General features: G+C 68.5%; 13 protein-coding genes and 1 tRNA gene. 5 read left to right on the top strand and 9 right to left on the bottom strand.

Going from position 1 to position 19,424, the window contains the following annotated elements; all coding sequences use genetic code 11:
* A complete protein-coding gene (locus KY497_RS09315; protein ID WP_219868914.1) occupies nucleotides 1-1,284 on the bottom strand; it encodes a CDP-glycerol glycerophosphotransferase family protein in 1,284 nt (427 codons plus the stop codon).
* A 167-nt stretch (nucleotides 1,285-1,451) separates the two neighbouring features.
* Here KY497_RS09315 and KY497_RS09310 point away from each other — a divergent pair, with 167 nt between their 5' ends.
* Nucleotides 1,452-2,477: a glycosyltransferase family 2 protein gene (locus KY497_RS09310; RefSeq protein WP_258185968.1), complete on the top strand. Its 1,026-nt coding sequence runs from the start codon at nucleotides 1,452-1,454 to the stop codon at nucleotides 2,475-2,477.
* Between the two features lie 15 nt (nucleotides 2,478-2,492).
* On the opposite strand, the gene KY497_RS09305 is transcribed toward KY497_RS09310, so the two are convergent.
* The 3 genes from KY497_RS09305 to KY497_RS09295 are packed head-to-tail and all read right to left on the bottom strand — an operon-like array spanning nucleotide 2,493 to nucleotide 6,802.
* Nucleotides 2,493-3,929 carry a CDP-glycerol glycerophosphotransferase family protein gene (locus KY497_RS09305; RefSeq protein WP_219868913.1) on the bottom strand — a complete coding sequence of 479 codons (1,437 nt, stop codon included), beginning with the start codon at nucleotides 3,927-3,929 and terminating at the stop codon, nucleotides 2,493-2,495.
* Complete coding sequence (locus tag KY497_RS09300; RefSeq protein ID WP_219868912.1) at nucleotides 3,926-5,179, bottom strand: CDP-glycerol glycerophosphotransferase family protein; 1,254 nt, start codon at nucleotides 5,177-5,179, stop codon at nucleotides 3,926-3,928. The genes KY497_RS09305 and KY497_RS09300 overlap by 4 nt, the downstream gene beginning before the upstream one ends.
* 48 nt (nucleotides 5,180-5,227) lie before the next feature.
* Nucleotides 5,228-6,802, bottom strand: coding sequence for a S1C family serine protease (locus tag KY497_RS09295; protein WP_258185633.1), 1,575 nt, complete (start codon nucleotides 6,800-6,802; stop codon nucleotides 5,228-5,230).
* 98 nt (nucleotides 6,803-6,900) lie between these two features.
* On the opposite strand from KY497_RS09295, the gene KY497_RS09290 reads away from it, so the two are divergent.
* Nucleotides 6,901-8,103, top strand: coding sequence for an aminotransferase class I/II-fold pyridoxal phosphate-dependent enzyme (locus KY497_RS09290; RefSeq protein WP_141386639.1), 1,203 nt, complete (start codon nucleotides 6,901-6,903; stop codon nucleotides 8,101-8,103).
* A gap of 37 nt (nucleotides 8,104-8,140) precedes the next feature.
* Here the strand turns inward: KY497_RS09290 and KY497_RS09285 are convergent, their stop codons facing one another.
* The gene (locus KY497_RS09285) at nucleotides 8,141-8,971 is read right to left on the bottom strand and encodes a carbon-nitrogen hydrolase family protein (RefSeq protein ID WP_218683228.1); all 831 of its coding nucleotides are present in this window, start codon (nucleotides 8,969-8,971) and stop codon (nucleotides 8,141-8,143) included.
* A gap of 95 nt (nucleotides 8,972-9,066) precedes the next feature.
* On the opposite strand from KY497_RS09285, the gene KY497_RS09280 reads away from it, so the two are divergent.
* Both KY497_RS09280 and KY497_RS09275 read left to right on the top strand, forming a co-directional pair.
* Nucleotides 9,067-9,140, top strand: a tRNA-Met gene (locus tag KY497_RS09280).
* 80 nt (nucleotides 9,141-9,220) lie between these two features.
* The gene (locus tag KY497_RS09275) at nucleotides 9,221-9,541 is read left to right on the top strand and encodes a hypothetical protein (RefSeq protein WP_141386641.1); all 321 of its coding nucleotides are present in this window, start codon (nucleotides 9,221-9,223) and stop codon (nucleotides 9,539-9,541) included.
* Nucleotides 9,542-10,361: 820 nt separating this feature from the next.
* Here the strand turns inward: KY497_RS09275 and KY497_RS09270 are convergent.
* Both KY497_RS09270 and KY497_RS09265 read right to left on the bottom strand, forming a co-directional pair.
* A complete protein-coding gene (locus KY497_RS09270; RefSeq protein ID WP_258185632.1) occupies nucleotides 10,362-13,274 on the bottom strand; it encodes a UPF0182 family protein in 2,913 nt (970 codons plus the stop codon).
* Nucleotides 13,275-13,349: 75 nt separating this feature from the next.
* A complete protein-coding gene (locus tag KY497_RS09265; protein WP_082531355.1) occupies nucleotides 13,350-14,441 on the bottom strand; it encodes a PDZ domain-containing protein in 1,092 nt (363 codons plus the stop codon).
* A 118-nt stretch (nucleotides 14,442-14,559) separates the two neighbouring features.
* Here KY497_RS09265 and KY497_RS09260 point away from each other — a divergent pair, with 118 nt between their 5' ends.
* Nucleotides 14,560-15,969, top strand: coding sequence for a zinc-dependent metalloprotease (locus KY497_RS09260; RefSeq protein WP_219868910.1), 1,410 nt, complete (start codon nucleotides 14,560-14,562; stop codon nucleotides 15,967-15,969).
* Between the two features lie 839 nt (nucleotides 15,970-16,808).
* On the opposite strand, the gene KY497_RS09255 is transcribed toward KY497_RS09260, so the two are convergent.
* Both KY497_RS09255 and nudC read right to left on the bottom strand, forming a co-directional pair.
* Nucleotides 16,809-18,530, bottom strand: a complete 1,722-nt coding sequence (locus KY497_RS09255) for an ATP-dependent helicase (protein WP_141386645.1) — start codon at nucleotides 18,528-18,530, stop codon at nucleotides 16,809-16,811.
* Nucleotides 18,527-19,408, bottom strand: a complete 882-nt coding sequence (nudC, locus tag KY497_RS09250; RefSeq protein WP_219868909.1) for an NAD(+) diphosphatase — start codon at nucleotides 19,406-19,408, stop codon at nucleotides 18,527-18,529. Before nudC ends, KY497_RS09255 begins: the two co-directional genes overlap by 4 nt.
* Between the last annotated feature and the right edge of the window lie 16 nt (nucleotides 19,409-19,424).

Genomic DNA, 19,424 nt, shown 5'->3' with positions numbered 1-19,424 from the left:
TCAGGCGTCCTCGTCGTCTATTTCTTCGTCGTCGTCGTCCTCGTCTTCGCGGACGGTTCCGACCTCATGCGCCTGCCAACGCTCCCACTCCTGCATGAGGCGCTCGACCGCGGCATGGAACTTCGCGGTCGCCACCCCCTGCGTGGTGTCGCCGAAGTAGTGCTGGACCCACATCCGCAGCCGGGCGATCGCAGCCTCATCGGCTCGGACCCGATCGACCTCGGCGACGATGTCGACCGCAGCCTCCGCGGTCAGCCATTCGCAATCCGACAGGTAGCCCTGCGTGTCGATCGATGCCTGCTCGTCCGTCGGACGCGTGATCATCAGCGGCTTTCCGGCGGCGAGCCGGTCGTAGACCATGGCGGAGATGTCGACGATGGCGACGTCGGCCGCGGTGAGCTGCCAGCCCAACTCCGGAGCCGCGTCGTAGACATGGTGAGCGGTCGCGTCCGCGGCATTCGCCGCTTCGATCGCGGCCACGATCCGTCGATGCGCGGCGCCGTACGCCTCATCGACCACGCCACTGCGGGGATGGGGGCGGTAGATCACACGGTGGGCACCGGTCGCCAGCAGCCGGCTCACGAGCTCCTCGCCGTGCGAAGCGATCGAACCGTAGTGGGCGCTGGGACGGTCGCCTTCCCAGGTCGGCGCATAGAGCACGACGGTCCGCTCATCGGGCGTGTACGGAAGCGTTCCGGAGTAGTGATCGGCCTGCGGGCGCCCGATCTCGATCGTGCGGTGGTTCACGTCGTAATCCCACAGCGTGCGCGAGAGACGATCGCGAGCGGCCTGTCCGGCGACGAAGGCGTAGTCGTAGGCCTTGTACTGGTTCGTCGTCATGTACATCTTGTCGGACTCGCCGTGATTGATGAACACATGCCAGCGCCGCCCGTACCGGAACATCTGGAAGTTCCTGGTGTTCTGGTTGACGTACAGCACGATGCGGATGTCCTGGGTGGCGATGAACCGCTCCAGATCGCGCACCTTCGGGACGAACACCACCGGAGTGGCGTCTTCTTCGAGGAGCTTCTCGGTCCCGGTGGCCTGCCGGGAGAGCACGACGACGGGCCAGCGCTTCGCGAGCTCGGCGAGCGGGCGGTACCACTGACGCATCTGGTACATGTTCACGGCACCGTCGGCGAAGTAGACCGCGACCTTGAAGTGGTCGGTCGGAAACGGCTCGCGCTCGGCGAGCCGGCGTCGCACGCGCTGCACCGCGGTGCGAGACGCGAGCGCCCGCTTCAGCAGACGGTATGCCTTCTTCGCGTCAGACAGTGCAACCATCCCTCCAGAATAGTTCGTCCGCGTCCGATCCTCCCGCCGCAGCCCGTCCCGCGGACTGCGGACGCCCTGCCGCGCCCTCGATCAGGGAACGTGCGTGGACACCGTGCCATGATCATCATGTGCGCGCCGACGAATTCTCCGCTCCCCTGCCCGGGGTGTCCTTCGTGATGCCGGTGCTCAACGAACGCGCGTACCTCGAGCACGCGATCGCCTCGGTGCTCGCTCAGGATGTCGATGCCCCCACCGAGCTCGTGCTCGCGCTGGGCCCGTCGACGGATGGCACGACCGAGCTCGCCCGACGACTCGCGGCGACGGACGACCGCATCCGGCTGGTGGACAACCCTGCGGCGCACATCCCGGTGGGACTAAACGCCGCGATCCGGGCAAGCCGCTACAGCACGATCGTGCGCGTCGACGCGCACTCCGAACTCTCCCCCGGTTACGCCGCCCTGGCGTTGCAGACTCTGGAGCGCACCGGATCGGCGAACGTCGGCGGCGTGATGCACGCCGAGGGGCGCACGCCCTTCCAGAAGGCGGTCGCTCGTCTGTACAACTCCCCTGTCGGGCTCGGCGGAGGCGCCTATCACGGGAGTTCGCAGGAGGGCGAGGCGGAGTCGGCGTACCTCGGCGTGATGCGGCGCGACGTCCTCGATGAGGTCGGGCTGTTCGACGAGTCGATCCGACGTGGCGAGGACTGGGAGCTCAACCTACGGATCCGACAGGCCGGCCATAGGGTGTGGTTCGACCCCGATCTGTCGGTCACCTACTGGCCGCGGGAGAGCTGGCTGCGACTGGCTCGGCAGTTCCGCGCGACGGGCGCCTGGCGCGGCGAGCTCGTGCGTCGGTTCGGTCGCCGCAACGGGATCCGCTATTTCGCCCCGCCCGCGCTCGTGGTGGTCGTGGCCCTCGCCGTCGTCATCGGCGTCCTGCAGCTGACGGGCGTGCTCAGCGGAGTGGCGTCTCTGATCGCATCGATCCTCGTCTACGTGCCGCTCGCGCTGTATCTGCTGCTCGTGATCGGCGTGGCGCTCGCGCCCGGCGGAGGGGGCGTGCGCCAGCGGGCGTGGACGCTCCTGGTGCTGCCGACGATGCACATCTCCTGGGGCCTGGGCTTCCTGGGTGGTGTGCTGCGCGGTGCCCGCGACACCGTCGACGCCTCGCGCCTCGGCACCCGGAACACACCTCTCCCCTGACGCGGCCGCGCGGACTCAGGGCGTGACGAACCCCAGATCGAGGATACGGTCGACCACACGCTGCGCGGCATGACCATCGTCGCGGGAGTTGAACTGCTTCCGCCAGGCCGCATAGCGATCCGCGTACGCGTCCACGTGGCCCGCGTCGTCCAGAGCGGCCGCGAGCTCCTCCTGAGTGCGCACGAGCGGACCGGGTGCGCGCTCCGCGAGGTCGAAGTAGAACCCGCGCAGCTGTCCGCGATAGTGATCGATGTCGGGCACCAGGAAGTACATCGGCTTTCCGGTGACGCTGAAGTCGAACATCACCGAGGAGTAGTCGGTGATCAGGGCGTCTGCCGCCAGAAGCAGCCGTGCCGTCTCGGGGTACCCGGTCACATCGATGACCCGTGCACCCGCGCGATCGCGTCCCTGTTCCAGAGTGCGGGAGTGACCGCGCACGAGGACCACGGCGTTCGCCTGGTGCGCCAGAAGCTCCGCATCGACGAAGTCGACCATCTCGGCACGGTCATCGCGCCAGGTCGGTGCGTACAGGAGCACGCGCTCCTCGGGCCCGATGCCCAACGCCGCGCGGACCTCGGCAGGGTCGCCGTTGGTGAGCGCATCGTTGCGGGGGTATCCCTCCACCCAGATCGGCCGCCCGAAGAAGGCGTACGCCTTGCGCAGGATGCGCTCGGAATAGGTGTTCTGGGCCAACAGAACGTCCCAGCGCCGGGATTCCTTCACGACCGCGGCCATCCGTCGCGGATCGAAGCCGGGACGGTGCAGGGCGAGCCGCTTGAGCGGTGTGCCGTGCCAGGTCTGGAGCACCTTCTGCCCCGGCTTGCGGGCGAACCGTCGACGCAGCCAGTCGTTGACCACCAGCAGCCGTGCGGCTCCGCGGGCGTGCCACCACTGGGGGCTGCCCTCGACGACGGCGATCGCCCCCTCCGGCACCTCGACCGAGAGGTCGACGACGCTCCAGTAGCGTCGCACCTCGGGTGCGCGCGCCGCGAGCTCGCGATCGATGGCCCGCGGGTTGCATCCGACGCTTCGTCCGTAGAAGCTCTCGAAGAACACGGCGTTCTCTGTGCCGCCCGCCTGCGCGACGTACCGTTCCTCGAGGGTCGAGCGCCCCTCAGCGGTCTCGTACACCGGATCCACCGGCGCGGCGATGCGGACGGTACCGGCATTCAACGCAATCCGAACCCCGGTGAGCACGGCAGGAGCGAGTCGCACATCATCGAGATCGACGTCGGCGATCCGCAGCTCGTACGTCCCCGTCGGCAGGGGAAGCGAAGGGCCGCCCCAACGGGAGGCCTGCAACGGGAACGTCGCCTTCCAGGTCTTGCCGCCCCCGGTGACACGAGCCTCGACGTGCGCTCGTGGTCCGACAAGGTCGGCCGTTTCCGGTCGCTGACCGGTCCCTTCGATGATCAGGGCCTCCGCCGCGTCATCGATGCGGGCCGTTGTCATGCTGCTCCCTTCGGCGCGGGAATCCCCCGCGCGCGGATGACCTGGTACACGCGCTCGGTGTTGCGCCCGTCCCGATATGCGTGCATCTCCGCGCTGAGCGTAGCGGAACGCTCGGACGCCGCGTCGTGGGCGGCTGTGTCTTCGAGGAGCGCTTCAAGCTGTGCCAGGAGCTCCGCCCAGTCGGTGGCCGCGTCGGGACCTGCGACGTCGTCGTACCGGCCGTAGAAGCCGCGAATGCGCGCGTACTCCTCGGCATCCGGAGCCAGGAACAGCACGGGCATGCGCAGCAGACCGACGTCGTATGCGAGCGAGGAGTAGTCGGTGACGAGCACGTCGAACGCGGCGAGCGCCGGCGTCACGTCGGGAAGCGACGCGGCGCCGAGTGCGTGCACCCTGCGGCTCGGAAGCGGGGGCGCATATCCGCCCTCTCCCAGGGGATGAGAGCGCACGAACAGGACGGCGTCGTGCTCTTCGAGGACCCGGACGATGCGGATCCACTCCTCAGCGGTGGGAACGGCGGGGTCGGGAGCCCCATCACGCCAGGTCGGTGCGTAGAGGATGGTGCGCGCGGTATCGGGAATCTCCCCCACGACGCTACGAAGCAGAGCGGATGCCGCGGACCTCACGTGTTCCGCCGGTCCTGCCGAGAGCACGTCGACACGAGGTTCCCCTGTGACCACCACACGGTCATCACCCAGGCCGAACGCGGACTCCAAGCGCCCCCGTGCGCGGTGCGAAGCGGCCGGGAGCACGCGGATGCGCTGGGCTGCGGCGCGGTAGAGGATACCGACCGCGCGACGCAACAGCGCCGCCGCGGGAACATTCGGAACCTGGGTCGTCGCCGGAGAATCCAGCCCGATCCGCTTCAGCGGGATCCCGTGCCAGAGCTGGACCACGAAAGCGCCGCCGTTCGCGTAGCGGTTCACGTCGCCGAGTCCGTGGGTGACCACGAGCACCCCCGCCCGAGCGGTCGTCCACCATCCGCGCAGTCCGCTCTTGCGCACGGTGCGGATACCGAGGGCGGCCGCGTCCCGATCCTCACGCTCCGACGCCGTGAGCCAGACGGTGTCGTGGCCCGCCTCGGACGCGTAGCGCTGGAGTGCGAGAGCGCCGTCGCCCACTCCGGCACCGCAGCCGAAGACCCAGCGCCGGCCGCGCGGAAGGAGGAGGGTGCCGATGCGTCCGACGGCATACAACGGGATCCGGAGGAGCTTGGCCGCATTGCCGGTGCCGAAAGAGAAGGACGCCACTCCGCGAGCCTATCGCGGCGGTGGCGTCCTTCCCTGTGCGTGGTGGGGTCAGCCGGCGAGTTCGCCGAGCGTCACCTCGATGTCGTACTCCTTGCCGCCGCGCACGTAGGTGACCTTGGCATCGCTGCCGGCCGCCGCCGCGCGCACCTGCGCGGTGAGATCGCTCGCGCTGGTGATCGGGACGCCGTTGAACCTGGTGACGATGTCGCCCTCCTGGATACCCGCAGCTGCGGCGGCGCCGCCGTCGGTCACCTTGGCGATGTACGCCCCGGAGACGGTAGCGCCCTGCACGCTCGAGGCATCCTGGACGGACGCGCCGAGCAGGCCGTGCGTCGCCGCACCGTCGGCGATGATCTCGTCCGACACCCGCTTGGCGATGTTCGACGGGATGGCGAACCCGATACCGATCGACCCCGACTCTTCGGAGCTTCCCGAACTCGCGATGGCCACGTTGATGCCGATCAGCTCGCCCTTGCTGTTCACGAGCGCGCCGCCGGAGTTCCCGTGGTTGATCGCGGCGTCCGTCTGGATCACGGCGATCGAGATGGAGTCCGAGGTCTGCGGCGTGCCGCTTCCGGGGATGTCGAACTGGAACGGCCCCTGGCCCTGACCCTGATCCGGCGTCTGCTGCTGGTCCGGGGCGTCCTCGGAGGAGGAGTCGGGCAGGGCGGACGAGGCGATCTGGATGCTGCGGTTCAACGCACTCACGATGCCGGTGGTGACGGAGTTCGCGAGCCCGAGAGGAGCGCCGAGCGCCACAGCGGTGTCGCCGACGTTGAGCTTCGAGGAATCGGCGAAGTCCATCGGGGTCAGCCCCTTGGCGTCCTTCAGCTTGATCACGGCGAGGTCGTAGATCGGGTCTGTCCCGACCACGGTCGCCTCGAAGATGCGCCCGTCCGATGTGGTCACGCGGATCGTCGGATCGGCGACCGCGCCGCCGAGGGTCACGACGTGCGTGTTGGTGAGCACGTAACCGTCATCGCTGATGATGACACCGGATCCGCTGCCTCCCTGATCGGCGCCCGCCACCTCGATGGTGACGACGGACGGGAGTGCGGCCGTCGCGACCGCTGTGGTCTCGTTGACCGATCCGGGGTTGTTCACCGTCACCGTCTGCGGACCGGAGGCCGTGCCGGAGGACGGGCGGTCCTGGAGGCCGTCCAGCAGCGCACCGCCGCCGAACCCGGCGACGCCGCCGACCAGAGCGGCCGCGACGATGAAGGCGGCGAACTTCGCGCCCCCACGAGGCTTCTGCTCCTTGGTCTTCGCGCCATCGCCCTGCGTGCCGTACGCGGCGCCGCCGTCGAGCGGCTGCGTGGGCTGGGTGTAGGACGCCGCGGTGGGGATGCCGAAGGCGGCTCCCTGCGCGGTGGCTGCGCCCGGCGCGCCGGCGGCAGGTGCTGCGTAGCCGTGAGGGACTGGAGCGATCACGGGCGCGGCCGGGGCCTGCGAGGTGAACGTCGACGGCATCTGATGCCCCTGCATGGGGGCGGCAGCGGCCGGCGCGGTCGTGTCAGCGGCGGCATCCGTCACCGGCTGAGCGGCGATCTGTGCGGCCTCGGTGGACGGCGTGGCGTCGTTCGACGCGGATGCCGACTGGTCCTGGGGGTTGTCTTCGTTCATGGTGTGTGCTCCTTCGACGACCATTTCAGAATGACGCCTGTATCTGTGCGTTCCTTATGCCGAAGATGAGTTTCAGCTATGGCCTTAGCCTGTTCTTCATGAGTGTCATTCCCGGCGCATGGCGTCGTACCGCAGCGGGGGCAGGTCTGCTCGCTGCCGACGGAACCGTCGCGCCCACCATCTTCGCAGAGATGTCGGCAGCGGCGGCTCGAACCGGGGCGATCAATCTCGGCCAGGGCTTCCCCGACGAGGACGGTCCCGCAGAGGTGCTGGAGGCGGCGCGAGCCGCCATCGCGAGCGGAGCCAATCAGTACCCGCCCGGTCGCGGCACACCGGATCTCCTCGATGCCATCAGCGAGCATCAGCGGCGCTTCTACGGGCTCCGTGTCGATCCTTCCAGCGAGGTGATCGTGACGGCCGGAGCGACGGAGGCCCTGACCGCGACCCTGCTGGCGCTGATCGACGGCCCCGAAGACGAGGTCGTCGTGTTCGAGCCCTACTACGACTCCTATGCCGCCGCCGTGGCCCTCGCGGGGGCACGGCTGCGCACGGTTCCGCTGCGCGCGCCGGACTTCCAACCCGACCTCGAGCGGCTCGCCGCGACGGTGAGCGATCGCACCAGGATCATCCTGGTCAACGACCCGCACAATCCCACGGGAGCGATCTTCGGGCGTGAGGTGCTCGAAGAGGTGGTGCGCCTGGCGGAGAAGCACGATGCGATCATCGTCACCGACGAGGTGTACGAGCATCTGGCGTTCCATGCCGCGCACACCCCGATCGCCACGCTCCCCGGAGCATCCGCGCGCACGCTGACGATCTCGTCCGCCGGGAAGACCTTCTCCACGACGGGGTGGAAGATCGGGTGGGTGCATGGACCGGCCGCGCTCATCACGGCCGTGCTCACCGTGAAGCAGTACCTCACCTACGTCAACGGCTCGCCATTTCAGCCGGCTGTCGCCGTGGGGCTGCGGATGGACGCCGCGTACTTCACGGACGCGGCCGCCGTGCTCGCCCACAAGCACGGGATCCTCGGCGACGGGCTGAGGGCGGCCGGATTCACCGTGCACGCGCCTCAGGGCGGCTACTTCACCGTCGCGGATGCGACGGCGCTGGGCGGACAGGACGCCGCGGCGTTCTGCCGGGCCCTGCCGGAGCGCGTGGGCGTCGTGGCGATCCCGCTCACAGCCTTCGTCTCCGAGGAGCACAGGAGCGATTACGCGGGCCTGGTGCGCTTCGCCGCCTGCAAGCGCGTCGAGGTCCTCGAAGAGGCGGCGACGCGCCTCGCCCGCTTCTCCGCGTGACCGCACCTGCTGTGCCTGCCCCGGGCCCGGTTCGCGCCTAGGCTTCGGGGGCCACGACCTCACGAGGAGTGACGGAGTACCGCCGCACGCGCAGCGACGGGTTCGTGATCCGCACGCGCTCGATCGTCTCCCTCTCGACCACCGCGACGGCGATCCCGGGAGCGGTTCCCACTCCGGCGAGTACGACGCCCTGGGGATCGACGATCTGCGAGTGTCCCACCCCGATCGGGGTCGGATGGTCTGCCGCGACCACGTAGACGGTGTTCTCGATCGCACGAGCGGCGAGCAGCGTCGTCCAGTGGTGTTCCTTGAGCGGCCCCCTGACCCACTCGGCCGGCACGACCAGGGCATCGGCCTGCGCATCGACCAGGGAACGGGCCACTTCAGGGAAGCGGAGGTCATAACAGGTCATGAGCCCGAAACGCAGGCCCCCCAGCTCGAAAGTCGCGGCCTCCCCCACCTCACCCGGCTCCACCCAGTCGGACTCGGTCTGGCCGAACGCGTCGTACAGGTGCTGCTTGCGGTACACGGCGAGGACGCGGTCACCCCGCACGGCCACCACGGTGTTGCGCACTCGATGCCCGTCGGTCGCCCGTTCGGCCAGACCCGCGACGATCACGACGGCGTACTCGGAGGCCAGTGCCCTCAGGGTCTCGACGAACTCCCCGTCGAGGTCCTCCGCATTGGCAGCCAGGCTCTCGTCCATGGGGTCGACGAAGTAACTCGAGTACTCAGGGAACACGATCAGCTTCGCCCCCCGCCCGGCGGCGTCGGCCGTCAGCGCGGCGATCCGCTCCCGGTTCTCGGCTCGGGAGGCGGTCGGCGCGAACTGGCACACGGCGACGGGGACGGCTGCGGTCTCGGACATGTCTCCATCCTCTCGCATCGACACGCCCGGGACGTCGCCCGGAGGCCCCCAGGATTCGCCCGCCTTCGGAATCCGTGATAAGTTACTTCTTGTGCCGCGGGGTGGAGCAGTTCGGTAGCTCGCCGGGCTCATAACCCGGAGGTCGCAGGTTCAAATCCTGTCCCCGCAACAAGAAAGGCCCCGAGATCATCACGATCTCGGGGCCTTGTCCTTTTGAGCCGAGTCCTATTCGACAGGTTCAGTCAACAGTTGGCCGATTGGGCGAACGGCCGCGAAGTGCTCCTCGGCGAGATCAGCAGGCTCCTCCAAAACGGAATCGGTATCCCCAGCGACCTGAGCAGCTCTGTCTTCGACATCCGCTCAGGGAGCCGGCCGGTTGACGCGGCATATCTCACCGGAACGACAACCTGGGGCTCTCACGCGGTTCGCCTCGATGACCTGTCGATAACAGACTTCAACTATCAGTTCAGTGCTGAGGTGGCAGATCCGACTCTCTTCACCCCGCGATTCCACTGCGACACGAATGCCAATCGTTGCTTCTACCCGAACGGGGAAGAAGCGGGCCTCTAAAGAGAAGAGACGCCGAACCGGCTACGCGCCGGCCCTATGCCCCGATACTCCACCTGAAGTGTCGGGGCATAGATGCGCACAGCGAGGCCTCGATTGAGATCAATGGTGAGCGTGCCCGATAGGCTCGCGTCTGCACGGCCCGTCAAACTGACCGTGAGTAGGCTGCCCACGCGATCGGCGTCAACCATGCGGTAGAGGTCGTGACGCCGCCCCCAGATCGGTAGGGACATCGGGAAGGCTAGGCGCACTGGAAGGGGCTCTGTGAGCAAAGCACTGGCCTGGCGCTGCACTATCTGCCCGTCAGTGCCAAACGAGCGCGTCGTGTCGTCATAAGACTGCCGCCTACCGGTCCGAGGGTCGACGAGGACATACGACGAGTGCATCGGTTCGGCGTGAAGCTCGAGGCTCTGGGGCTCTTCGCCCGGATCTTGCACGATGACTTCACAAGAGAAGGTCCGAACCAGACGCCAGTCAGTCAAAGTCGCGACAGCATCCATGAGGAGCGAGGTGGACTTCTCAGACAAGCTCAGGTCCTTCCTTCGGCCTTCAGGCCCCAGATGGGCCCACCGCGGGGCGTGCGCAACCTACGGGCACCTTCGTGATCGTACCGGCACGAGCGGCCGACAGCTGATCACCACCGGTCGAGCGGAAACGAGTTCTTACTTGGAATCGCGAGCCGAACGTAATCGCATATCGAACTATCTGACTCGGAGAAGTCCAAGCCAGAGGGCCTTTCGCTTTGCCCGGACGATGCCCGGCGTCACCACGATACGAGAATGGGCGCCCCCTCGGGGGCGCCCATTCTGTTCGGTGCTGCGGATCAGTTGCCCGCTGCGGAGTCCAGCTCGATCAGCTTCTGGACCGCCGCGGTGAGGCGCTCGTCGGCCTCGGCGAACTTCGCGAGGTCTCCGGCCTTCAGCGCGGCCTCACGGTCGAGCAGCGCGGTCTGAGCGGCAGCCAGGGCCTCAGCCTCGGCTCCCGTCGGCTGCGTGGGCTCGGTCGTCGGCACCTCGCCGGTGTCGGGCACCTCGGCGTTTGGATCCGGTTCGACCGTGTCGTCACCGCCGGTGGCACCGGAGTCACCGCCGAAGAGGGTGTCGAGCGCCTCGGTCAGGGTGTTCTCGAAGGCGACGCGATCACCGAAGGCGACCAGCACCTTCTGCAGACGCGGCAGCTGCGTTCCCTCAGACGACTGCACGTAGACGGGCTGCACGTAGAGCAGACCACCACCGACGGGCAGCGTCAGCAGGTTGCCGTAGATGACCTCGGACTCCCCCTGCTGGAGCAGGTTGAGCTGAGGCACGACCGAAGTGTCCGAGTTGTAGGTGTTCTGCACCTGACCGGGACCGGGGACCGTGGTGTCGGTGTCGATCTCGAGCATGCGCAGCTGGCCGTAGCCCTCCGCCTTCACGCCCTTCTCCGAGCCGGCATCCGAATCCACCGCGAGGTAGCCCATCAGCACATCGCGGCTGCCGCCCGCTCCCTGCGAGTTCGGGATGAACGTCGAGAACATCGAGAACCGGGGAGAGTCCTGACCCGGCATCTGCATGGTCAGGTAGTACGGCGGCTGCAGCATCGATTCGCTGCGGGGGTCGTTGGGCGTCTGCCAGCGGTTGTCCTGCTGCGCGAACGATCCGGCCTTGTCGACGTGATACACGCCGAGGATGTCGCGCTGCACCTTGAACAGGTCGGTCGGGTAGCGCACATGGCTCATGAGCTCCCCCGACATCTCGCTGATCGGCTTCACCGTCGACGGGTAGACCTTCTGCCAGCTCTTGAGCACCGGGTCCTCGTCGTCCCACGCGTACAGCTTCACCGAACCGTCATAGGCATCGACCGTCGCCTTGACGGAGTTGCGGATGTAGTTGATGTCGTCGATCGCGAGGGTCGGCGAGGGGATGTTGGAGTCGGCGATGGCGTCGGACAGGCTCACGCTCGTCGAGTACGGGTAGGTCTGGCTCGTCGTGTAGCCGTCGACGATCCAGACGATGCGGCCGTCCACCACACTCGGGTAGGGGTCGCTGTCGAGCTCGAGGTACGGTGCCACCTTCTGCACGCGCGTCTTGGGGTCGCGGTCGTACAGGATCTGCGAGTCCTCGTTCACGAGGTTCGAGAACAGGATCTGCTCCGACTGGAACTTCAGCGCGTAGAGGAGCTTGGTGAACGTGTCGCCGACCTTCGGGCCGCCGTCGCCGTCGAACGTGGTCTTCGTCTCGCTCGAGCCGTCCTTGCCGCGCGGGTAGTCGATCTCTGCGGGCTCCGAGCCCTCGGGAGCGCCGACGATCGAGTACTCGGGCGAGTTCTCACCGAAGTACACGCGCGGCTCGAAGTTCTCCCGATCGGACAGGAATCCCGAAGTGGGGATACCGCGCTCGAGGAACACCGGCTCGCCGTCGGTAGTGCGCTGGTTGCCCGCGGCGGCGACGAGGCCGTAGCCGTGGGTGTAGACCGCGACGCGGTTGTTCCAGTTGTCACCGTCGCCCAGGCCCGACATGTCGAGGTCGCGCACCGACACCACGGTGTCCTGCATCTTCCCGTCGATCTCGTACCGGTCGACGTCCATCGTCTTCTGGAACTGGTAGTACCCGCGGTACTGCTCGAGCTGACGCACCGTCGGCGGGATGACCTTCGGGTCCATGATGCGGATGGAGGCGGTGGTCTCCGCATCCGCGCGCAGCTGACCCGCCTCGGCGTCGGTCTTGGCGGCGAAGGGCGTGGTCTCGAGGTCTGCGACCCCGTACGCCTCCTTCGTGCCGTCGATGTTCCGCTGGTAGTACTCGGCCTGGTAGGCGTTCTGGTTCGGCTTCACCTGGAAGGTGGTGACCACCCACGGGTATCCGACGCCGACGACGAGCGAGGCCACGATGAGCAGCGCGGTCGCGGCAAGCGGGAAGCGCCAGCGGCCGATGACGGCCGTGACGAAGAAGAGGATCGCCACGACAGCGGCGATGATCGCGAGGATGGCGAGACCGGGGATCGTCGCGTTCACGCCCGTGTACGCCGCACCCGTGATGCGATCGTCGGGCTCGACGAGCGTCTTGTACTGGTCGAGCCAGAGGCTCGCCGCCTGCACGAGCAGGTAGAGACCGGCGATGACCGCGAGCTGGATGCGCGCGGGCTTCGAGATGCGCAGCTCACCCTGACCGATGCGCACCGAGCCGTACAGGTACGACACGAGGGCGGTGACCAGGAGCGAGAGCAGGAGCACGGCGGAGACGAACGCGAGCAGGATCGTGTAGAACGGCATCGCGAACATGTAGAAGCCGGTGTCGATGCCGAACTGCGGGTCGACGTCCGAGGTGGCCACACCGTTGATCCAGAGCCAGACCGTCTTCCACTGCCCCGCGGCCGCGAAGCCGGCGAACAGTCCGAAGAAGATGGGCATGCCCCACATCGCCAGGCGACGCAGCGGCTCGATGACCTCCTGGTACCGGTCCAGCTGCGAGCTGAGCCGCACGTAGACCGGACGCAGCCGGTAGGCGAGCTGGATGACGACGAACAGCGGAACGGCCATCCCGAGGAAGCCCACCACGAACATCACCGCCGTGGCGATCCACTGCGTCGTGAGGACGCCGGTGAAGCCCACCTGGTCGAACCAGAGGAATTCGGTGTAGAGGGAGGCGAACACGAAGAACACCGCGATCAAGGCGGCGATGATCACCAGGGAGATGCCGAGAATGCGTCGTGAGGTTCGAGGCGTGGCCGGATTCGGAGCTGAAGGCGAGGAGGTCACCCCACCATCCTAGGCATCGCTCACTGTGCGCAGGCTGTCATCCCGATCACAGCGCGGTCACGGTGACGTCTGCGCTCAGCTGCCTGCGAGGTCGCAGGTCGGGAGCGCTGAGACGTCGCCGTCGTCCGCGATGACCTCGAGGGCGGCGAGCGACTCCTCGAGCGTCGCCGTGCGGATGACCTGCAGTCCGTCCGGCACGTGTCCGACGACCTCGTCGCAGTTCGCCGCGGGAGCCAGGAAGTAGTCGGCTCCTGCGTCTCGCGCGCCGTAGAGCTTCTGACGGATGCCGCCGATCGGACCGACCGTGCCCGCCGCGTCGATGGTTCCGGTGCCGGCGATGTCCTTCCCGCCGTTGAGCTCCCCTTCGGTCAGCGTGTCGATGATCCCGAGCGCGAACATCATCCCGGCGCTGGGTCCGCCGACGTTGTCGAGCTGGATCGTGACGTCGATCTCGAAGTCATAGTCGGTGCGCAGCGTGATGCCGATGAGCCATGCGGTCGCGTCGCCCTCGGTGTGCTTCTCCGGGGTGACCTCCACGGTCTGCTCGGCGCCGCCGCGCAACACGGTGAGCTGCACCGGCGCTCCCGCCGCGGCCTGGATCGCCTCCCGCAGCTGCGTGGCCGAGGAGACCGGAGTGCCGTCGATCGCGGTGATGACGTCATCGGCTTCGAGGATGCCGTCGGCCGGGGAGTCCGCCACGGCCTCGACCACGACGACCTCGGCGCCGGTGTCGTATCCGAGCTCGTTCAACGCGGCCGCTGTCGCCTCGTGCTGGGAGTCGACCATCAACGTGGCGTTGCGCTCGTCGCGCTGCTCGCTCGTCACCCCCTGGGGGAACACCGAGTCGAGGGGGACGACCGCCTTGGACGAATCCATCCACGCCAGGGCGAGCTCGAACCAGCTGGGTGTGCGCTCGCGGTTGCCCACGACCTGCACCGTCGTGAGGTCCAGAGTCCCCGCGGTCTCGAACGTCTCGGCGCCCTCGACGCTGATCAGCGGCACCTGCTCGCCGTCAGCACCCTTCGCGGTGCCGAGGGTGTCGTACACCGGCCCCGGTCGCTGGATCACGTAGGGCGACGGAAGGAACGTCAGCACGACCAGCGCGAGGAGCGCGACGATCAGCGCCCAGACTCCGAGTCCGAGCTTCCCAGACCGCGTTCGATCCACTGCATTCCTCCGTCGTTCGCGAGCGGCGTACACCGATCTGCCCGCATCGGGTTCGCGCGCAGAAACCTGTGACTAGCGTAGATGCCACGGCAACAGAAGTGCTGAGAGGGCGAGCGACATGGCAGACAACGACCCGACACCCGAGGACTTCCAGGAGTTCCTGCGGAAGATGCTCTCGAACCAGAGCGGCGGCGACATCGATCCCGAGGCGCTGCGGGGCGCCTTCGAAGGGATGGACGGCTTCACACTCGACCCCGCGATGATGCAGACGATCATGTCGCAGCTGCAGGGCGCCTTCGGCGGCGACCCCTGGGAGAACGCGCTGCGTCAGGCTCTTTTCATCGCCAACCGCGACGGACAGGGCGTGACCGACGGATCGCGCACCTCGCTCGCCGATTCCTTCGCGCTCGCGAACCTGTGGCTCGGCGAGGCGACGACCATCTCGGAGCTCTCCGAGACCCCGACCGCGATGACCAGGGGCGAGTGGGTGGAGAAGACCCTTCCGGTGTGGAAGGAGATCGCCGATCCCGTGTCGACGAGCATCGCTGACGCGCTGACCTCGGCGTTGGACACGCAGGTGCCCGAAGAGATGCGCGGCGTGGTCCAGGGCGCAGGCCGGCTGATGCGGGGCCTGGGCGGCTCGGTGTTCGCCGCGCAGTTCGGACAGGTGCTCGGCAACCTCTCTCTCGAAGTCGTCTCCGGCGGTGACGTCGGCATCCCGGTGCTGCCCGCAGGCACCGCGGCGATCATCCCGCAGAACCTCACGGCCTTCGGCGAAGGCCTCGAGATCCCCGAAGACCAGATCGCGCTCTACCTCGCCACCCGCGAGCTCGCCTACGCGCGTCTGTACCGGCACGCGAAGTGGCTGCACCTGCACGTCATGGCGCAGATCACCGACTTCGCTCGCGGAGTCACGGTCGACGTGGACGCGCTCGAAGACGTCGCCAGCCGCCTCGATCCCTCGAACCCCGAAGAACTGCGCGCGGCGATCGAGGGTGGTGCGCTCCTGCCCGTGCAGAGCGACGCCCAGCGCGAGGCGCTCACCCGCCTCGAGAACCTCATCGCCACGATCGACGGCTGGGTCGACGTCGTGACCGCCCAGGCGACCACTCGTCTTCCCGACGGCGCGCGCATCGCGGAAGCCGCCCGGCGCCGGCGCGCGGTCGGCGGACCCGCCGAGGACGCTCTCGGTGCCCTCGTGGGCCTCAAGCTCCGTCCACGGCGCATGCGCGAGGCCTCGGCCATGTGGCAGACGGTGACGGATGCCGCCGGCATCAGCGGGCGAGACTCCCTGTGGGACTACCCGGACCTCATGCCGACCGCCGAGGACATCGACGACCCGAGTGCGCTCGTCGCTCGCCTGCAGGCTGCCGAGCGCGGCGAGCAGCCGGCCGCCGACGAGTTCGACGAGGCCCTCGCCCGCCTGCTCGACGGTGACGACTTCTCGGAGGACGCACCCGCCGAGGACTCGACGAACGATGCGGACGAAGACGGCGACGCCGCCCCGGAGGGCGACAGGCCGGTCTGAGCGCGAAGGTGCGGGCGGGCCGCGGATTCCGCGGACGCCCGCACCGCTCCTGCCCCGTTCGACGAGCACGGAGAAGTTGTCCACCGATGCCTGGTTCCGGCCCCGCACCGACCGCTTCCTCACCACAATCGGAGAGATGCCGCTGACTCCTCCGCTCCTCATGCGTCTGCACCCGAGCTCGCCTCTGCTCTGGCGCGACGCGCACACGCTCCAGCTCGGCGACGAAGGCGGACTGCGCATCGCTGCTGACGATGCGTGGGTAGAGCCACTGCTCAGCAGACTGCGCTCCGGTTTCCGGCGCGGGGCGTTCGACGTGATCGCACACGCGGCTGGCGCGCCGCGGGAGGCGGCGCGCACGCTCCTCGCCCGCCTCGATCCGCTGTTGCTCGACGACGCCGCCCCGCCACGACCCGCCTGGGTCGAGAGCATCGGGATCGCCGACGGGCGCAGCGAGTACCGCATGCGCGAGGCGCTCGCCGACGAAGGCATCGCCCTCGTCGAGGTCGGCCGTCGGCCCGGCGTGGGCGTCGTGCTCGTCAACGGCGCTGCCGCCGCGCTGCAGTTCGCCCGGTTCCTGCGCGAGGACATCCCGCACCTGCCGGTATCTTTCGAACCCGGCCGCGTGACCGTCGGGCCGCTGGTGGTACCCGGCGCGTCGGCCTGCCTCGCCTGTCGCGACGCCCACGCGCGAGACCTCGACCCGGCCTGGCCCCTGCTGCACGCGCAGATGATCGGCCGCGACCCCGGCCCGATCCGCGCGGCGCAGGTCGCCGAGGCCGGGCGGTTGGCGGCCCTGCTCCTCGCAGACGACGAGACCGCCGACGGGCGCCTGGTGCGCGTCAGCGCGGACGGCTCGCTCGAGTGGCGTTCGGTGTCGTTTCACGAAGAATGCCGGTGCCGCGCCCCGTGGTCCCCATCTCAGCGAGGAACCGAGACGGGGAGCGCTCACCCCGCCCCGCTGATCTCGACCACGACAGCGCCAGCGTCCGCGCGGCGCGCGTGACCCCCACGTAGGCCAGCCGTCGCTCTTCGTCGACCGCCTCGAACGTCGTCGCATATGAGATGGGCAGCGATCCCTCCGCCCATCCGGCCAGATACACGTGCGGCCATTCCAGGCCCTTGGCCGCGTGCAGGGTAGAGAGCGTGACGGTGCGCATCGTCGGTTCGTGCTGGTCCTTGGCCCGCGCCATCAGCGCGTCGCTGAAGCCGCGCAGGTTCGCATTCGCTCCTGCCTCCTCAGCGAGCCTCAGGATGGCGCGACGCGCCTCCCATCCGCTGCGCTGCGCTCCCCCTGCGGCCGGCGGCTCGTCGGTGAGTCCGAGCTCGCGCAGCACGCGCTGCACCCCGGGCAGGAATCCCTGCTCGCTGGGGGCGACAGCGGCGGCCCGCAGGGCGAGGATCGCCTGACGGACCTCCGGCATGGCGAAGAATCGTGTCCCGCCCAGAACGGATGTCGCGATGCCCTCGGCGGCGAGCGCCTGCTGCAGCACAGCGGACTGCGCGTGAGCGCGATAGAGCACGGCGATCTCCGACGGCGAGGCCCCAGCCTCGATGCGCGCGGAGATCGACGCGGCGATCCCGGCGGCTTCCTCCCCCTCCGTCTCGTATGCGGTGACGGTCGGCGCATCCGCGGTGAACTGCTCCCGTGCCGGTACGAGCTCCAGCGCTCCGGGCCGGCCGTGCATCAGAGCGTTGGCTGCGGTGAGGATCGGCGGCTGCGAGCGGTAGTTCGTCTCCAGACGCACGACGGTGGCGTCCGGGTGACGGCGCTCGAACTCGAGCAGGAAACGCTGCTCCGCGCCGGCGAAGGAGTAGATGGTCTGGCTGGCGTCGCCGACCACGCAGATGTCGTGCCGGTCTCCGAGCCACAGCTCCAGCAGGCGGTTCTGCAACGGGGAGACGTCTTGGAACTCGTCGACCGTGAAGTGTCGGTACTGCTCGTGGACGGATGCGGCGACGCGCGGCTCCGCCTCCAGCATGCCCGCACAGGCGAGGAGCACGTCTTCGAAGTCGAGCTGGCGACGATCGTCCTTCAACGCCTCGTACCCGCGCATCAGCTCGATCAGCTGCCCCGCGTCGACCCCGCTGATCGGACGGCCGAGCGCTGCGTACTGGTCGATCGACAGCATCGACACCTTGCGCCACTCGATCTCGGAGGCGATGTCGCGAAGCGTCGCGGTGCTGGGACGGAGCCGGATCGCGTCGGCCGCCTGCCCCAGCATCCGCACCTTGTTGTCGATGATGGATGGCGCGGGCGATCCGGCCAGCGTGGGCCAGAAGAAGTTCAGCTGCGCGAGTGCGGTCGCATGGAACGTGCGGGCGGCGACGCCTTCGACACCGAGCGCCCGCAGGCGGCCGCGGAGCTCTCCCGCCGCTTTCGCGGTGAAGGTGACCGCCATGACGCGCGAGGGAGAGTATGCGCCGGTGTCGACGCCGTGTGCGATGCGATGCGTGATCACCCGGGTCTTTCCGGTCCCCGCTCCGGCGAGCACGACGACGGGACCACGCAACACGGATGCCGCTGCCCGCTGCCGCTCATCGAGGGCATCGAGTGCGCTCACGCGCGATCCTCGTACCAGTCGACGATCAGCGCACGGGCGATCGACGCCGGCCCCGGAAGCCCCACCGGGCCGTGTCCGGCGAGCGCGGTACCGATCTCGGCACGCGTGAACCAGCGCACCTCGATGATCTCCTCGCCGTCGGCGCGCGCCGCGGACTCGTCGTCGACAACGGCACGGAAGCCGACCATGAGCGATCGCGGGAACGGCCAGGCCTGCGAGGAGACGTACCGCAGGGCGGAAAGACGCACCCCCGATTCCTCCTCGATCTCGCGATACGCGGTCGACTCGAGCGATTCCCCCGCCTCGGTGAAACCCGCGAAGCAGGAGAACATGCGCCCGCCCCAGTTGGCATTGGCGCCGAGCAGGAGCCGCTCGCCGTCTCTGCTCTCGACGGCGACGATCACGGCTGGATCCGTGCGCGGGAAGTGCTGGCGTGCGCACACGAGGCAGCGTCGCGACCATCCGCCCTGCTGCAGCAGGGTCGCCCCACCGCAGGTCGGACAGAACGGCGCGTCCCGAAGCCATCCGGCGAGGGCGATGGCGCCGATCAGGAGCTCGGACTCCTGCCCGTCGATGCGACCGCCGAGATCACGCAGGCCGAGCCAGATCTCGTCCGGGGCGGTGTCGAGCGCGTCGCTCTCCGGCGGTGCAGCGGCGAGGAGCAGCACGGTGCCGTCGGCATCGCGTCCGAGAAGAGCCCAGCTCGCCTCGACGACCTCGTCAGGGGTCACGCGCAGCAGCGCGGAATCCACGACCCTGACCCGGCCCTCGCGCACGACGATCACACGGGTCGCCGGGTCGTTTCGCAGACGATCGAGCACGTCCGGCTCCTCGCGGAGTTCGGCTGCACGATCGAGGGATGGGCGCGGAATGGTCATCGACTCCCTCTCTCAC

The organism is Microbacterium sp. PAMC22086 (assembly GCF_019443525.1).
GTDB classification, from domain to species: domain Bacteria; phylum Actinomycetota; class Actinomycetes; order Actinomycetales; family Microbacteriaceae; genus Microbacterium; species Microbacterium maritypicum.
The sequence above is the reverse complement of the archived record's forward strand: the minus strand, read 5'-3'. Positions and strand labels throughout refer to the sequence as shown.